General features: G+C 73.1%; 9 protein-coding genes. 4 read left to right on the forward strand and 5 right to left on the reverse strand.

The annotated features are described in order from the left end of the window. The first annotated feature begins 17 nt into the window (after positions 1 to 17). The 4 genes from ACXJY8_RS15735 to truB all read left to right on the forward strand — a co-directional run bounded on the left by ACXJY8_RS15735 (position 18) and on the right by truB (position 5,652). Entirely contained in the window at positions 18 to 761 is a 744-nt protein-coding gene (locus ACXJY8_RS15735) for an RNA-binding protein (RefSeq protein WP_463770462.1), read from the forward strand. 73 nt (positions 762 to 834) lie between these two features. Next, a complete protein-coding gene (infB, locus tag ACXJY8_RS15740) occupies positions 835 to 3,753 on the forward strand; it encodes a translation initiation factor IF-2 (protein ID WP_463770464.1) in 2,919 nt (972 codons plus the stop codon). A gap of 298 nt (positions 3,754 to 4,051) precedes the next feature. Beyond that, positions 4,052 to 4,486 carry a 30S ribosome-binding factor RbfA gene (gene rbfA / locus ACXJY8_RS15745; RefSeq protein WP_463770466.1) on the forward strand — a complete coding sequence of 145 codons (435 nt, stop codon included), beginning with the start codon at positions 4,052 to 4,054 and terminating at the stop codon, positions 4,484 to 4,486. Between the two features lie 137 nt (positions 4,487 to 4,623). Beyond that, positions 4,624 to 5,652, forward strand: a complete 1,029-nt coding sequence (gene truB / locus ACXJY8_RS15750; protein WP_463770468.1) for a tRNA pseudouridine(55) synthase TruB — start codon at positions 4,624 to 4,626, stop codon at positions 5,650 to 5,652. A 470-nt stretch (positions 5,653 to 6,122) separates the two neighbouring features. Here the strand turns inward: truB and ACXJY8_RS15755 are convergent, their stop codons facing one another. From ACXJY8_RS15755 to ACXJY8_RS15775, 5 genes are all read right to left on the reverse strand, one after another. Then, entirely contained in the window at positions 6,123 to 8,156 is a 2,034-nt protein-coding gene (locus ACXJY8_RS15755) for a YgiQ family radical SAM protein (RefSeq protein ID WP_463770470.1), read from the reverse strand. Positions 8,157 to 8,257: 101 nt separating this feature from the next. Next, positions 8,258 to 9,433, reverse strand: a complete 1,176-nt coding sequence (locus ACXJY8_RS15760; RefSeq protein ID WP_463770472.1) for a M20 aminoacylase family protein — start codon at positions 9,431 to 9,433, stop codon at positions 8,258 to 8,260. A 92-nt stretch (positions 9,434 to 9,525) separates the two neighbouring features. Continuing rightward, on the reverse strand, positions 9,526 to 10,071 hold the full coding sequence (cueR, locus tag ACXJY8_RS15765; RefSeq protein WP_463770474.1) for a Cu(I)-responsive transcriptional regulator: 546 nt from the start codon (positions 10,069 to 10,071) through the stop codon (positions 9,526 to 9,528). Next, complete coding sequence (locus ACXJY8_RS15770; protein WP_463770476.1) at positions 10,068 to 12,593, reverse strand: heavy metal translocating P-type ATPase; 2,526 nt, start codon at positions 12,591 to 12,593, stop codon at positions 10,068 to 10,070. The genes cueR and ACXJY8_RS15770 overlap by 4 nt, the downstream gene beginning before the upstream one ends. A gap of 83 nt (positions 12,594 to 12,676) precedes the next feature. Then, the gene (locus ACXJY8_RS15775; RefSeq protein WP_463770478.1) at positions 12,677 to 15,235 is read right to left on the reverse strand and encodes a PBP1A family penicillin-binding protein; all 2,559 of its coding nucleotides are present in this window, start codon (positions 15,233 to 15,235) and stop codon (positions 12,677 to 12,679) included. Positions 15,236 to 15,254: the final 19 nt, after the last annotated feature.

Below are 15,254 nucleotides of genomic sequence, written 5' to 3' on the forward strand. Positions count from 1 at the left end.
AGAGAAACCGACGCCGCATGACGGGCGAAATCGCAGACGTGACCGACGCCGCCGCCGAGCCGGACCCGAGCACGTTGCTCGATACGGGGCTGGGGCGGGGTCGCGCCAATGCTCTGCGCACATGCCTCGTCACCCGCGTGTCTCAGCCACCCGCCGGATTGATCCGCTTCGTGCTCGGACCCGACGGCACCGTGGTCCCTGACCTGCGGGCACGCCTGCCCGGCCGCGGTGCCTGGCTCACGCCGACCCGTGCGGTGGTTGACGAGGCGGTGAAGCGACGCGCCTTCCAGCGCGCCTTCAAGACCAAGGACGCCGTCGCCATCGATCTCTCCGACCGGATCGCGGAGGGGCTTCGATCCGATCTGCGCCAGTCGCTGTCGCTGGCCAACAAGGCCGGCTGCGTGGTGGCGGGCTTCGCCAAGGTCGAGGCGGCGATCGGCGACAAGACCGGCGTCGCGGCTGTGATTCAAGCTTCCGACGGCAGCGCGGATGGACGGCGCAAGATCGTCGCGGCATTGCACCGGCGGCATGGCAGTGCCATATCGGGCATACCCGTCATCGATGACCTGTCCAACGAAGAATTGGACATGGCCTTGGGTCGGGATCATGTGATACATGCGGCTCTCGTCGCAGGAGTCGGAGCTTCCGGCTGCCTTGCGCGTTGGCGTCGGCTCCGCTCCTTCGAAGGTTTGGCGACGACGGCCGAGGAGGCCGGCTCCGCCCGCAATGGGCAGGCCGTTTCCGATCTGCACGACGATTGAAGTGACGGATCTACCCGGCGCACAGCAGTTTGCCGGTTCACGGGACGATGGAAACCCTCAGGGTTTGGACTGAATGAGCGATACGAACAATCCGGGCGACAAGACGCAGGCGAGACCCCCTTCGAAGCCGCTGTCCTTGAAGCGCCCGATCGAGCAGGGAACGGTGCGTCAGAGCTTCTCCCATGGCCGCTCCAAGCAGGTCGTGGTCGAGACGGTGAAGCGCCGTGTCATCGGCGCGGCGCCGGCTGCCCCCGCGCGTGAGACGACACCGGTCGCCCCTGCGACGCGGGTGGCTCCGCCCCCGCCGCCGGCTGCGCCGCGTCAGGCCCAGCGGTCCGCTAACGGCGTCGTGCTTCGCACGCTGAGCGAGCAGGAGAGCAATGCCCGTGCGGCCGCGCTCGCCGACGCCAAGCGCCGCGAGGCCGAGGCGCAGAAGCGTGCCGAGGCGGAAGCTGCCGCGGAGCGCGAGCGCCTGGCCGCCGAGCAGCGCGAGCGTGAAGCCGCCGAAGCGAAGAAGCGCGAAGAGGAGGCCCGCCGCCGCAAGGAGGAAGAGGATCGCCGCGCCGCCGAGGAGGCAGAGCGCGCCGCCGCAGCGGCGGCTCAGGACGCTGCGAAGGCCGATGCCGCACCGGCCGCTGCCCCGACCGTGTCGAAGACCGCCCCGATGCCGGCGGCCCCGACCATCGTGCGCTCGGCGCCCCCGGCCCCCGCTGCCCCGTCGGCGGAGCGTCCCGGTCCGGCTGCCGCTCCCGCCCGGCCTGCGGCTCCGACTGTGCCGGCCCGTCCGGCTGCGCGTCCCCCGCTCACGGCCCGCCCGGCGACGGCCGAGCCCCGCAAGACCATCACGGCCGACGTGCGCAAGCCGCGCGACCTGAACTTCATGGCCCGTCCCGCTCCGGCGCCGGAGCCCGAGCCCACGGCACCGACTGCGGCCACCGCCGCGCGTCCGGCCGGTGGCGTCGCACCGGCCCGCACGGCCGGCCGGCCGCAGGCTGCCGAGGAGGAGAGCGAGCAGAAGCGCGTCATCCGCCGCCCCGGCATGCCGCTGAAGATCATCACGCCGCCCAAGACCCCGAAGCAACCGGGCGGCGACCGCAACCGCGGCCGTCTCACGATCGCCACCGCCACCTCCGGCGAGGACGAGCGCACGCGCTCGGTCGCCTCGTTCCGCCGCCGCCAGCAGCGCATGAGCGGCAACCGGCAGGTGGAGCAGAAGGAGAAGCTCTCCCGTGAGGTGACCATCCCGGAGACGATCACGATCCAGGAACTTGCCAACCGCATGTCGGAGCGGGCGGTGGATGTCATCCGTCTGCTGATGAAGCAGGGCCAGATCCACAAGATCACCGACGTGATCGACTCGGATTCGGCGCAGCTCATCGCCGAAGAGCTCGGGCACACGGTGCGCCGCGTCGCCGAGTCGGACGTCGAGGAAGGCCTGTTCAGTGACGAGCCGGAGCTGGAGGAGGATCTCGATCCGCGTCCCCCGGTCGTCACCATCATGGGCCACGTCGACCACGGCAAGACCTCGCTCCTCGACGCGATCCGCAAGACCACCGTGGTCTCCGGCGAGGCCGGCGGCATCACGCAGCACATCGGCGCCTATCAGGTCGCGGCCCCCAGCGGCGACATGGTCACCTTCATCGACACGCCCGGCCACGCGGCCTTCACCTCCATGCGCGCCCGCGGTGCCAAGGTGACGGACATCGTCGTGCTCGTGGTGGCGGCCGATGACGGCGTCATGCCCCAGACGGTGGAGGCGATCTCCCACGCCAAGGCGGCGGGCGTTCCCCTGATCGTGGCGATCAACAAGATCGACAAGCCCGATGCGAACCCCCAGCGGGTCCGCACCGAGTTGCTCCAGCACGACATCCAGGTCGAGTCCATGGGCGGCGAGACCCTCGAATTCGAGGTTTCGGCCAAGACCGGCGACGGTCTGCCGGAGCTTCTCGAGGGCCTGCAGCTCCAGGCCGAGATCATGAACCTGCGCGCCAACGAGACGCGGGACGGCGAAGGCACGGTCATCGAGGCCAAGCTCGATCGCGGTCGCGGCCCGGTGGCCACAGTCCTGGTCCAGCGCGGCACCCTGTTCACCGGCGACATCGTCGTGGCCGGCGCCGAATGGGGCCGCGTGCGCGCCCTGATCGACGACAAGGGCGAGAACGTGCCCTATGCCGGCCCGTCGGTCCCGGTCGAAGTGCTCGGTTTCAACGGCACCCCGGATGCGGGCGACCGCGTCGTGGTCGTGCCGAACGAGGCCCGTGCCCGCGAGGTCACCGAGTACCGTGCCCGCCAGAAGCGCGAGCGCCTCGCTGCCCGCACCGGTGGCGCGAATCGGTCGCTCGTGGACATGATGCGCGACCTCAAGGAGGGCGCCGGCCGCAAGGAACTGGCTCTCGTCGTCAAGGGCGACGTGCAGGGTTCGGTCGAAGCCATCAACGGCGCGCTGGAGAAGCTCGGCAACGACGAGGTGTCGGCGCGCATCCTGCTCGCGGGCGTCGGCGGCATCACCGAGTCGGACATCACCCTGGCGGAGGCCTCGAAGGCCGTCGTCATCGGCTTCAACGTGCGGGCCCACAAGGAAGCGCGCGAATCGGCCGAGCGGAACGGTGTCGAGATCCGCTACTACAACATCATCTACGACCTCGTGGATGACATTAAGTCGACCCTGTCGGGCATGCTTCCGCCGACCTTGCGCGAGGAGCGTCTCGGCGAGGCCCAGATCCTGCAGATCTTCGACGTGTCGAAGGTCGGCAAGATCGCCGGCTGCCGCATCACCGACGGTGTGGTCCAGCGCGGCGCCCATGTCCGCCTGATCCGCGACAGCGTGGTCATCCACGAGGGCAAGCTCGCCCAGCTGAAGCGCCTGAAGGACGACGCGAAGGAAGTCACCGCCGGCTACGAGTGCGGTATGTCCTTCGAGAACTTCCAGGACATGCGGGCCGGCGACACCATCGAGTGCTACCGGGTCGAGGAGATCCGCCGCACGCTCTGAGCGGGGGATTCGGCTCGAAATACCAGCGGGGTCGCGACGAGGTCGCGGCCCCGTTCTCGTTCCGGCGGGCGTAACCCGCGCCTCCGCGCCGGGGACGACGCGGAAACCTGCGCGACAGGCCTATATCCCGGAGGCCGATCTGGGCTAAGAGGGTCGCCTTCGACGTCCGCTTCGTTTCCGGCCGGCTCGGCGTTTCCGTGCGGCGGCACCTCGATGTTCCGTTTCAGCGACGCATCGTCCGCGGCTCCCGGCGCGCCGGTGTCGAACCGTTTCGACGACAAGACGATCAGAATCCGACATGGCCCAGAGACAGACACCCACCGGACCCTCGCAGCGCCAGCAGCGCGTCGCCGAGCTGATCCGCCACGCCATCGCCGAGGTTCTCCAGCGCGGGGACATCCAGGACCCGGTCCTGAGCGCGCATGTCATCACGGTGCCGGAGGTGCGGATGTCGCCGGACCTGAAGCTCGCCACCGCCTACATCATGCCGCTCGGCGGCCTCGACGAGGCGCCGGTGCTCGCCGCGCTCGCGCGCAACAAGAAGGCGCTGCGCCAGGAGGTCGCCCGCCGGGTGAACCTGAAATACGCGCCCGACCTGCGCTTCCTGCGCGACGAGACCTTCGACGAGGCCGACCGGATCGACGCCCTGCTGCGGACTGATAAGGTACGGCGCGATCTCGAATCGCCGGCCGTGGAGACAGAGGACGGCGCGTCGGACCCCGACGCGGCCTGACGCCCGCCGCGCGGAAAAGCGGTGCCGATTCTCCGGCCCGGAGCGGCGGAGACCCCGAGGACGGCAAACCCCGAACGGGACGGATGACGGCGCCGAGCGGGCCGCCCGCCCCCTATGATCAGTGACCGAGGACCCCCATGATCAACGAACCGACCGTCGAGCGCACCGAGGGCTCAGCGCCGCCGAACCCGGCGGACCGGCCCATGGCCGCCGAGGGCCGTCGTCCGCCGCGGGGCGCGCCGCGCCCGGACCGGCCGAAGCGCCGCGACGTCAACGGCTGGGTGATCCTCGACAAGGGCGTGGGCATGACCTCGACCCATGCGGTCGCGGTGGTGAAGCGCGCCTTCAACGCCAAGAAGGCGGGCCATGCCGGCACCCTCGACCCGCTGGCCTCCGGCATCCTGCCGATCGCGCTCGGCGAGGCGACCAAGACGGTCCCGTTCGTGATGGACGGGCGCAAGGCCTACATCTTCACGGTGACCTGGGGCATCGAGACCGACACCGACGACGCCGAGGGCCGTCCCGTCGCCACCAGCGAAGCGCGCCCGACCCGGGAGGCCGTCGAGGCGGCGCTGCCGACCTTCATCGGCGCCATCGAGCAGGTGCCGCCGCGCTACTCGGCGATCAAGATCGCCGGGGAACGCGCCTATGACCTCGCCCGCGACGGCGAGGAGGTGGTGCTGGTGGCGCGCCCGGTGCAGATCGACCATCTCGCGGTGGTGGAGCACAGCCCCGAGCGCACCGTGATCGAGGCCGCCTGCGGCAAGGGCACCTATGTCCGCGCCATCGCCCGCGATCTCGGCCGTCTGCTCGGCTGCTACGGCCACGTCTCGGCCCTGCGCCGCACCCGCGTCGGCCCATTCACGGAGGCGGATTCCTGCCAGGTCGCCACCCTCGAGGAAGCCGGGCCGGACGGCAATGCCGGCCATCTCCATCCCGTCGAGACCGCCCTCGACGCGGTGCCCTCGGTGCCGGTCTCCCGCGACATGGCCCTGCGCCTGATGCGCGGCCAGCCGGTGATCCTGCGCGGACGCGACGCCCCGGTGGAGGGCAAGGCCTTCGCCACCTGCGGCGGCATCCTGGTGGCGGTGGGCGACGTCGAGCGCGGCGAACTGGTACCGCACCGGGTGTTCCACCTCGGCGGGACCGCCAACCGCCCGGCCTGAGCGGGGCGCTCGGCTCCCCTCGCCGTCGGGACCAGACGCCGCGCCCTCGCCGCGGGGCGCCGACGGCGTCGGTTTCGGCACCACCTTGCGCGCCTGGATTCCGGCCCGGGGATGGCAGGGTGCCATGTTCGGGACCGGTGGAGCCGGGCCCACCTCTATCCCCTCGCGAAGAGTCCAAACCCCGTCAGTCCGGGGCGCCGCAGGCGAGCCCCGACCCGCAGGGGCGCGCCAGCGGCGTGCCATCCAGAACCGCCGACGGTTTCAAGTCCTGCACCCCCTGTGCGTCTGGGTCCCGGGTTCCGCTGCGCGGCCCCGGGATGACGGGGTGCCAGGGTCGGAGGCCAGGGGAGCGGGCCCCACCTTCCTCTTCTGCCGACAGGCGACAGCCGGAGTAATCGCAGCCCGGACGCGGAGGGGCGCGCCGGCGGCGTGCCATCCGGAACCGCCGACGAGCGACGGGGCGCAGCCCGTCACTTCCGCAGCGGCACGCCCTTCGTGGTGAAACGCGGCGCGCCCGGATGGCGCGCGGGGCCGGTCTGGCCCCGCCCCTTGCCCGCGCCCGTGCCCGACGGCTGCGAGAGCGGGACGAGTTGGTCCGGCCTCGGCCCGATCAGGTCGGCGCGGCCCATCTCCCTCAGGGCCTCGCGCAACAGGGGCCAGTTCTCCGGGTCGTGGTAGCGCAGGAACGCCTTGTGCAGCCGGCGCTGCCGCATCCCCTTGATCGCGTCGACCGGCTCGCTGCCGCCGCGGCGCACGCCCTGCAACGGGTTGATCTCGGTGTGGTACATGGTCGTGGCGGTCGCCATCGGCGAGGGCAGGAACGTCTGCACCTGATCGGCGCGATAGTCGTTCTTCTTGAGCCAGAGCGCGAGGTTCATCATGTCCTCGTCGGTCGTGCCCGGATGCGCCGCGATGAAATACGGGATCAGGTAGTATTTCTTGCCGGCCTTCTTGGCGGCGGCGTCGAACATCTCCTTGAAGCGGTCGTAGGTGCCGATGCCCGGCTTCATCATCAGGTCGAGGGGGCCGCGCTCGGTGTGCTCGGGCGCGATCTTGAGGCGCCCGCCGACATGGTGGGTCACGAGTTCCTCGACGTATTCCGGGCTCCGGACCGCGAGGTCGTAGCGCACGCCGGAGGCGACCATCACCTTCTTGACGCCCTCCACCTCGCGGACCTTGCGATAGAGGCGGATCAGGTCGTCGTGCGAGGTGTTCAGGTTCGGGCAGATGTCCGGGAAGACGCAGGAGGGCAGCCGGCACGCCGCCTCGATCTTCGGGTCCTTGCAGGCCATCCGGTACATGTTGGCGGTCGGTCCACCCACATCCGAGATCACGCCCGTGAAGCCCGGCGTCTTGTCGCGGATCAGCTCGATCTCGCGCAGGATCGAGCCTTCCGAGCGGTTCTGGATGACGCGGCCCTCGTGCTCGGTGATGGAGCAGAAGGTGCAGCCGCCGAAGCAGCCGCGCATGATCGTCACCGAGAACTTGATCATGTCCCAGGCGGGGATCTTCGCGTCGCCGTAGGAGGGATGGGGGGCCCGCGCGTAGGGCAGGTCGTAGACCGCATCCATCTCGTCGCTGGTCAGCGGGATCGGCGGCGGGTTGACCCACAGGTCCCGGTCGCCGTGGCGCTGGACGAGCGGGCGGGCATTGCCGGGGTTCGCCTCCCGGTGCAGGACGCGCGAGGCGCGGGCATAGGCCTCCTTGTCGTCCTTGACCTCGTCGTAGGCGGGCAGCCGGATCACGGTCTCGCCGGGCCGGCGGGCGGCGGCCTCGTCCGCCGAATCGAGATCGTCGGCGGGCAGCTCGGCATAATGGGCGGGCACGCGGCGGAACAGGGCGACGCCCCGGACCGAATCGAGGTCCTTCGGCGCCGCGCCGGCCGCGAGGCGGTTCGCCACCTCGACCACGGCGCGCTCGGCATTGCCGTAGATGAGAAGATCCGCCTTCGCGTCCGCCAGGATCGACCGGCGGACCTTGTCGGACCAGTAATCGTAGTGCGCGATCCGGCGCAGGGAGGCCTCGATGCCGCCGAGGATGATCGGCACGTCCTTGTAGGCCTCGCGGCAGCGCTGCGTGTAGACGATGGTGCAGCGGTCCGGGCGGGCGCCGCCCTCCCCGCCCGCCGTGTAGGCGTCGTCGCTGCGCAGGCGACGGTCCGCCGTGTAGCGGTTCACCATCGAATCGAGGTTGCCGCCGGTGACGCCGAAGAACAGCGCCGGCCGGCCCAGCGCCTTGAACGGCTCCGCCGAGTGCCAGTCGGGCTGCGCGATGATGCCGACCCGGAAGCCCTGCGCTTCGAGCAGCCGGCCGATGATGGCCATGCCGAAGCTCGGATGATCCACGTAGGCGTCGCCCGTCACCAGCACGATGTCGCAGGAATCCCAGCCGAGCGCCGCCATCTCGGCGCGGCTCATCGGCAGGAACGGCGCCGCGGTCCCGTGCGGCGGCGCCTTGCAGGCCAGGGGAGCCACGGATCGGCTCGCGGAAGCTTGGAGGTCCATGGGGTCCGTGCATAGACCGCCGGGACCGCAATCTCAATCGAGGCCGCGGGGGCCGGGAGACGCAGCGCCCTCGAGGCGGGCGAGCCCCGCGCCGGTCCGCCTCAGGCGCCCCGGATCGGCAGCCCCGTCTCGATCACCCGGGCCCAGAGCGAGGCGCCGTAGGGCGCGGCGGCGTCGTTGAAGTCGTAGTCCGGATGGTGCAGCCCGGCGCTGTCGCCGTTGCCGAGGAAGATGTAGGCGCCGGGGCGATGGGCGAGCATGTAGGAGAAATCCTCGGCCGCCATCATGGGCGCCACCGCCCGGTCGATGCCCGCCTCGCCGACGAGGCCCGCCGCCACGTCGGCGATGAAGTCCGTCTCCGCCGGATGGTTCTCGGTGACCGGGTAGCCGCTGTTGAAGTCGATGGTGCCCGCGGCGCCGAAGCCCCGGGGCACGTGGGTGACGATCTCGGTGATGCGGTCCTGGATCAGGCTCCGCATCGGCTTCGAGAGCGCCCGCATGGTGCCCCGCAGGACCACGCATTGCGGCAGCACGTTGAAGGCCTCCCCCGCCTCCAGGGCGCAGACCGAGACCACCGCGCTCTCCAGGGGATCGACCGCGCGCGACACCACCGATTGCAGGGCCGTGATCACGTGGCTCGCCACCAGCACGCTGTCGATGGCGTTGTGCGGCTGGGCGGCGTGGCCGCCCCGGCCCTCGATGGTGATGGTGAAGCGGTCCGTGGAGGCCATGATCGGGCCCGGCCGGATGGCGAAGGTGCCCAGCGCCTGGCCCGGGATGTTGTGCATGCCGTAGACCGTCTCGACGCCGAAGCGCTCCATCAGCCCGTCGCGGACCATGGCCTCGCCGCCGCCGCCGCCCTCCTCCGCCGGCTGGAAGATCAGCACCGCCGTGCCGTCGAAGTCGCGGGTCTCGGCGAGATACCTCGCGGCGCCGAGCAGCATCGCGGTGTGCCCGTCATGCCCGCAGGCATGCATCTTCCCCGGCACCGTGGAGCGGTAGGGCAGGTCGCGCGCCTCCTGGATCGGCAGGGCGTCCATGTCGGCGCGCAGGCCGATGGCGCGGTTCGAGCCGTGGGCGCGGCCCCGGATCACGCCGACGACGCCGGTGCGGCCGATGCCGGTGGCGACCGTGTCGCAGCCGAAGGCCCGCAGCTTGTCGGCCACGAAGCCGGCGGTGCGGTGGACGTCGTATTGCAGCTCGGGATGCGCGTGGAGATCCTGGCGCCAGGCGGCGATCTCGTCCGCGAAGGCGGCGATCCGGTCGAGGACGGGCATGGACAGCGACTTTCGAGAGGCGACGGCTCTCAAGGGGGACGCGCCGGGGTTGCGACGGTGCCCACGCAGCAAACAAGAGGCCAGGGACAGGGTCAACGCTTGCCGCGCCGGGAAGGCGGCGCTTCGGGGTCGCGCTCCCCCTGCCGCGGTGTCGCGCCGGGCGCGTCCCGGAAGCCGGATGGCGCGCCTTCGGGTTCGCGTGGCGCGCCTTCGGGATCGCGTGGCGCCTCCTGGGGACCGGCGGCGAGGTCGTCGAGGATCGGGCAGTCGGGCCGGGCATCGCCCCCGCAATGGGCAGCGAGGTCCTCCAGGGTGCGGGCCATGCCTTCCAGCGCGGCGATCCGGCCGCGCAGGTCCGCCACGTGGTCGAGGGCGAGGCGGCGGACCTGGGCGCTCGCCCGCGCGCGGTCGTGCCAGAGGGCGAGGAGCGCCCGGATGTCCTCCAGGGTGAAGCCGAGGTCGCGGGCCCGGCGCACGAAGCGCAGGGCGTGGAGATCGGCCGGGGCGTAGAGCCGGTAGCCGCCGGGCGTCCGCTCGGCCGGGGCCAGCAGGCCGGTCTCCTCGTAGTAGCGGATCATCTTGGCCGAGACGCCGGTGGCGCTGGCGGCCTCGCCGATGGTGACCGCGCCCGCATTCATGCCGCCGCCCTCTGGTCCGCTCCCTCCCGGCCGCCGGCCCGGCGCAGGCGCAGGGCGTTGGCGAGGACGAAGACGCTCGACAGCGCCATGGCGCCGGCCGCCAGCACCGGCGAGAGCAGCGGCCCGCCGAAGGCGTGGAGCAGGCCCGCCGCCACCGGGATCAGCGCGACGTTGTAGGCGAAGGCCCAGAACAGGTTCTGGCGGATGTTGCGCATCACCGCGGCCGAGAGCCGGATCGCGGTGACGAGGCCCGCGAGGGCACCCGACATCAGCACCACGTCGGCGGCCTCCACCGCGATGTCGGTGCCGGTGCCGATGGCGAGCCCGACATCCGCCTCGGCGAGCGCCGGCGCGTCGTTGATGCCGTCGCCCACGAAGGCCACGGCGCCGTGGCGGGCGCGCAGGGCCTGCACCGCCGCGACCTTGCCCCCGGGCAGGATCTCGGCCGACACGGTCTCGATGCCGAGGCTCCGGGCCACCGCCTCGGCGGCGGCGCGGCCATCCCCGGTGACCATCGCCACGACGAGGCCGCGGGCGCGCAGCGCCGCCACGGCCTCGGCCGCGCCGGGCTTGACCGGGTCCGCCACCGCCACGAGGGCGGCGAGGCGCCCGTCGACGGCGACGCAGAGCGGGCTGCGGCCCTCGCCCCCGAGGCGGGCGGCCTCGGCCTCGAGGGCTTCGGCGGCGATGCCGAGACGGTCGAGGAAGCGCCGGGTCCCGACGGCGACGGAGCGGCCGTCCACCGTGCCGGCGATGCCGTAGCCGGGCTGCGCCTCGAAGGCCGTCACGGTCCCGAGCGCCAGTCCGCGCGCGTCGGCCGCCGCCACCAGGCTGCGGGCGACGGGGTGCTCGGAGCGCGTCTCGAGGCTGGCGGCGAGGCGCAGGGCCTCCTCCGCCGCGAAGCCCGGCGCGGCGACGAGGTCGGTGAGCGTCGGGCGGCCGAGGGTGAGCGTGCCGGTCTTGTCGAAGGCGACCACGCGGACCTCGCGCAGGCGCTGGAGGGCCTGGCCGTTGCGGAACAGCACGCCGCGCTCCGCCGCGCGGCCGGTGCCGACCATGATCGAGGTCGGGGTCGCGAGGCCCATGGCGCAGGGACAGGCGATGATCAGCACCGCGATGGCGTTGACGAGCGCCAGGCCCAGGGACGGGCTCGGGCCGAAGGCGAGCCAGCCCGCGAAGGTCGCCAGCGCCGCCGCGATCACGGCCGGCACGAACCAGCCCGTCACCCGGTCGACCAGGGCCTGGAGCGGCAGCTTGGCGCCCTGGGCCGCCTCGACCATGCGGACGATCCGGGCCAGCACGGTCTCGGTCCCGACGGTGTCCACCCGCAGGTCGAAGCTGCCATGGGTGTTGAGCGTGCCGCCCACCGCGCGATCGCCGGGCGCCTTGGCCACCGGCACCGGTTCGCCGGTGATCATGCTCTCGTCGACGTAGCTCGACCCGGAGAGCAGCACGCCGTCGGCGGCGATGCGCTCGCCCGGGCGCACCCGGACCACGTCGCCGCGCCGGAGGCTCGCCTGCGCCACCTCCGTCTCGACGCCGTCGCGGATCACCCGCGCGGTGGCGGGGCTGAGGCCGATCAGGCGCGCGATGGCCTCGCCGGTGCGCCCCTTGGCCCGCGCTTCCAGGGTGCGGCCGAGGAGGATCAGGGTGACGATGAGCACCGCCGCCTCGAAGTAGAGATGCGCCGTGCCCGGCGGCAGGAGGCCGGGCGCCAGGACCGAGACCAGCGAATAGCCGTAGGCGGCGCCCGCCCCGAGGGCCACGAGGGCGTTCATGTCCGGGTGGCCGCGGACCAGGGCGGGCAGGCCCTGGCGGAAGAAGCGGGCGCCGGGTCCGGCGAGCACGAGCGTGGCGAGCTCGGCCTGGAGCCAGCCGGCCCAAGCGCCGAGCGCCCCGTGCACCGCGTGGCCGAAGGCCGGCACGAGGTGGCCGCCCATGTCGAGGACGACGACGGGCGCGGACAGGATCGCGGCCGCGGCGAGGTCCCGGCGCAGGGCCTCGCCCTCGCGGTCCCGGCGGCTCTTGCCGGCCGCGACCGGCGCCTCGGCCGGAGCCAGCGGCTCGTAGCCGGCCTTGGCGACGGCCGCCTCCAGATCCGCCCGCGCGACCAGACCCTCCGGGTGGCGGATCTCGGCCCGGCCCGTGGCGAGGTTGACGGCGGCCGCCGTGACGTCCGGGACGGCGGCGAGGGCGCGCTCGACCCGCCCGACGCAGGAGGCGCAGGACAGCCCCCCGATCTCGAGGGTGGTGACGGCCTCCGGCACCGCGTAGCCCGCCCGGGCGATCGCCTCCACGGCCGCGGCGCCCGGACCCGGCAGGCGCAGCTCGGCCCGCCCGGTGGCGAGGTTCACCGAGACCTCCGAGGCTCCGGGCAGGGCGCGCAGCGCCCGCTCCACCCGCCCGACGCAGGAGGCGCAGGACAGCCCCTCCACCGGAAAGCCGAGGCGGCGGCCGGGGGCTGGGGTCGATGAGTCGAGGATGGGTGAGTCGAGGGTCGGGCGCTTGTCCATGCCCCCCATGTGGGGCTTCCCATGGTGGGAAGGTCAAGGGGCGGAACGCGACCGACGGGGGCGGCCCTCCACCCGCCGTCGGATCGCGCGGGCTACCGCCGCCGGCCCCAGATGCCGGCGCGCTCGGAGCGGGCCTGCTCCTCGGCGGCCAGGAGATCGGCCGGGGCGTCCTCGGCGGCGCGGGCGCCGCCGGCGGTGAGGATCAGCGAGGCGAGGTCGTCGCCGTCGATCTGGCAGCGGAGCTGCTCGGCGGCCGCGTCGGCCCCGGCCGGCGGGGCGCAGGTCACCTCCCGGCGGCGCAGGTAGCGGGCGAGCTGGCGGGCAAGCGCCCCGCCCTCCCCCTCCACCCCGAGGAGGCGGACGGTGCGGCCGCGGAAGGCCAGGGTGCCGGTGTCGACCACCTCGGGCACGCCGCGCACGCCCGGCGCGGCGTTGGCCGCGACCTCGCGGGCGGGCGCCGGCTCGGCGCGGGCGGGCTCGCCCCGCGCCGCGGACGGGCGCTTGCGGCCCTTGGCCAGCTGCGCCGTCGCCCGCTGGACGAAGTCGTGGAAGATGCTCGCCGGAAGGTCGCCGCCGCCGACCCGGTTCATCGACGCATTGTCGTCGTTGCCGACCCAGATCCCGACGACGAGGTCCGGCGTCATGCCGATGAACCAGGCGTCGCGGTAATCCTGGGTCGTCCCGGTCTTGCCGCCCACCGGCAGGCCGGAGACCCGGGCGCCCTTGCCGGTGCCACCGTCGACCACGGCCTGGAGGGAATCGAGCATCATCGCCCGGGCCTCGGTGGGGATCGCGGTGCCGCCCTTGGCGTCGGCGCGCAGGTAGAGCGGCTGGGGCTGGGCGCCCCGGATGGCGTGGACGCTGTGCGTGTCCACCGGCGCGGCCCCGGCCAGCACCCCCGCATAGGCGCGGGTCATCTCCAGGAGGGTGACCTCGGCCGAACCGAGGGCGAGGCTCGGCACGTTGGGCAGGTCCGAGGTCACGCCCATCCGGCGGGCGGTGGCGATCACGGCCGGGATGCCGACCTCGTCGGCGAGCTGGGCCGCCACGGTGTTCACCGATTGCGCGAAGGCGCTGCGCAGGGGCATCGCCCCCTTGAACCGCCCGGTGGAGTTCTGCGGCTCCCAGTCGCCGATCTGGATCGGCCGGTCGACCAGCACCGTCTCGGGATTGAAGCCGTTCTCATAGGCCGTGAGGTAGACGAAGAGCTTGAACAGCGAGCCGGCCTGGCGCTTGGCCTGGGTCGCACGGTTGAACTGGCTGTCCTCGTAGTCGCGCCCGCCCACCATGGCGAGAATCGCGCCCTCCTTGTTGAGCACCACCATGGCGCCCTGGCCGGCCTTCTTCTTCGCCCCCTCGGCGTCGAGGCGGCGGGCGACGACGCCCTCGGCCAGACTCTGCAGGTCGAGGTTGAGGGTGGTGCGCACGGTGACGTCGCCCGGCGCGTCGGCGAGCTTGCGCGCCTCGGCCGAGACCATGTCGAGGAAGTAGTTCGTGCCCGGCGGCGTCTCGGGGGGCGTGCGCAGGGTGATGGTCTGGGCCCGGGCCTTGTCGGCCTCGGCGGCCGAGATGGCGCCGGTCTCCACCATGGTCTGCAGCACCACGTCGGCGCGCTCCTTGGCGCCGCCGAAATTGCGCGTCGGGGCCAGCTGCGAGGGCGCGCGCACGAGGCCCGCCAGCATCGCGGCCTCCGGCAGGGTCAGCGCCTTGGCGCCCTTGCCGAAGTAGCGCCGGGCCGCCGCGTCGATGCCGTAGGCGCCCGCGCCGAAATAGGCTGTGTTCAGGTAGCCGAGCAGGATCTCGTCCTTCGTCATCGTGGATTCGACGCGAAGCGCCAGGAACGCCTCCTGGATCTTGCGGCGCAGGGTCTTCTCCTGCGTCAGGGAGGTGAGCCGGACGTATTGCTGCGTGATCGTCGAGCCGCCCTCGCGCACGCCGCCGCCGACGGCGTTGCGGTAGACGGCCCGCAGCAGGCCGCGGGGGTCGATGCCCCAGTGCTCGCGGAAGCGCCGGTCCTCGATGGCGATGATCGCCTGGGCGAGGTGCGGGGGCATCTCGGCGGCGGTGAGCTTCTGGCCCTGGAAGGCGCCGCGGGTGGCGAAGACCCGGCCGTCATCGGCCTCGACGGTGAGCGCCCGCTGGCCGGCCTCCGGCACGACCCCGCCGAGGGGCGGCAGGGTGACGAAGCTGTAGAGGACGAGCCCGGCGAGGAACAGGACGGGCAGCAGGACCAGCACCAGGGCGGCGGCGATCCAGGGGTGGCGGCGCAGGCGCGCCGGCAGCGCGGCGGCGGCCGGGGGCGCGCCGGCGGAGGCTGTCGTTGCGGAGGCCGTCGTCGCGGATGCGGCGGCGGGTGCGGCGGCGGAAGCCGGGGTCGCGGCGGACGCGCGGGTCCGGAAGCGGCCGGCCAGGTCCTGCCAGGCGGGGCCGGCCGCGCGGGCCGCCCCGGCGGCGCGCCGTCCCGCCCCGCGGGCCGCGCCGGCGGCCAGCACGCCGAGCTGCCGGCCGAGGATGCGGGCCGCGGCAGCGGCTTCCCGGGCGGCGGCCCGCGTGTCCTCCGCCTCGCGCGGTCCGGCCGTCCCGTCCGCGGGCGCCGGCTTGGGCGGGTTCGCCCTCTCGTGGCTCGGGCGGTCCGGGTCGGGGGAGGTCATCGGGGGCCATGGTCACGGG

This window comes from Methylobacterium sp. TK31 (assembly GCF_055361545.1).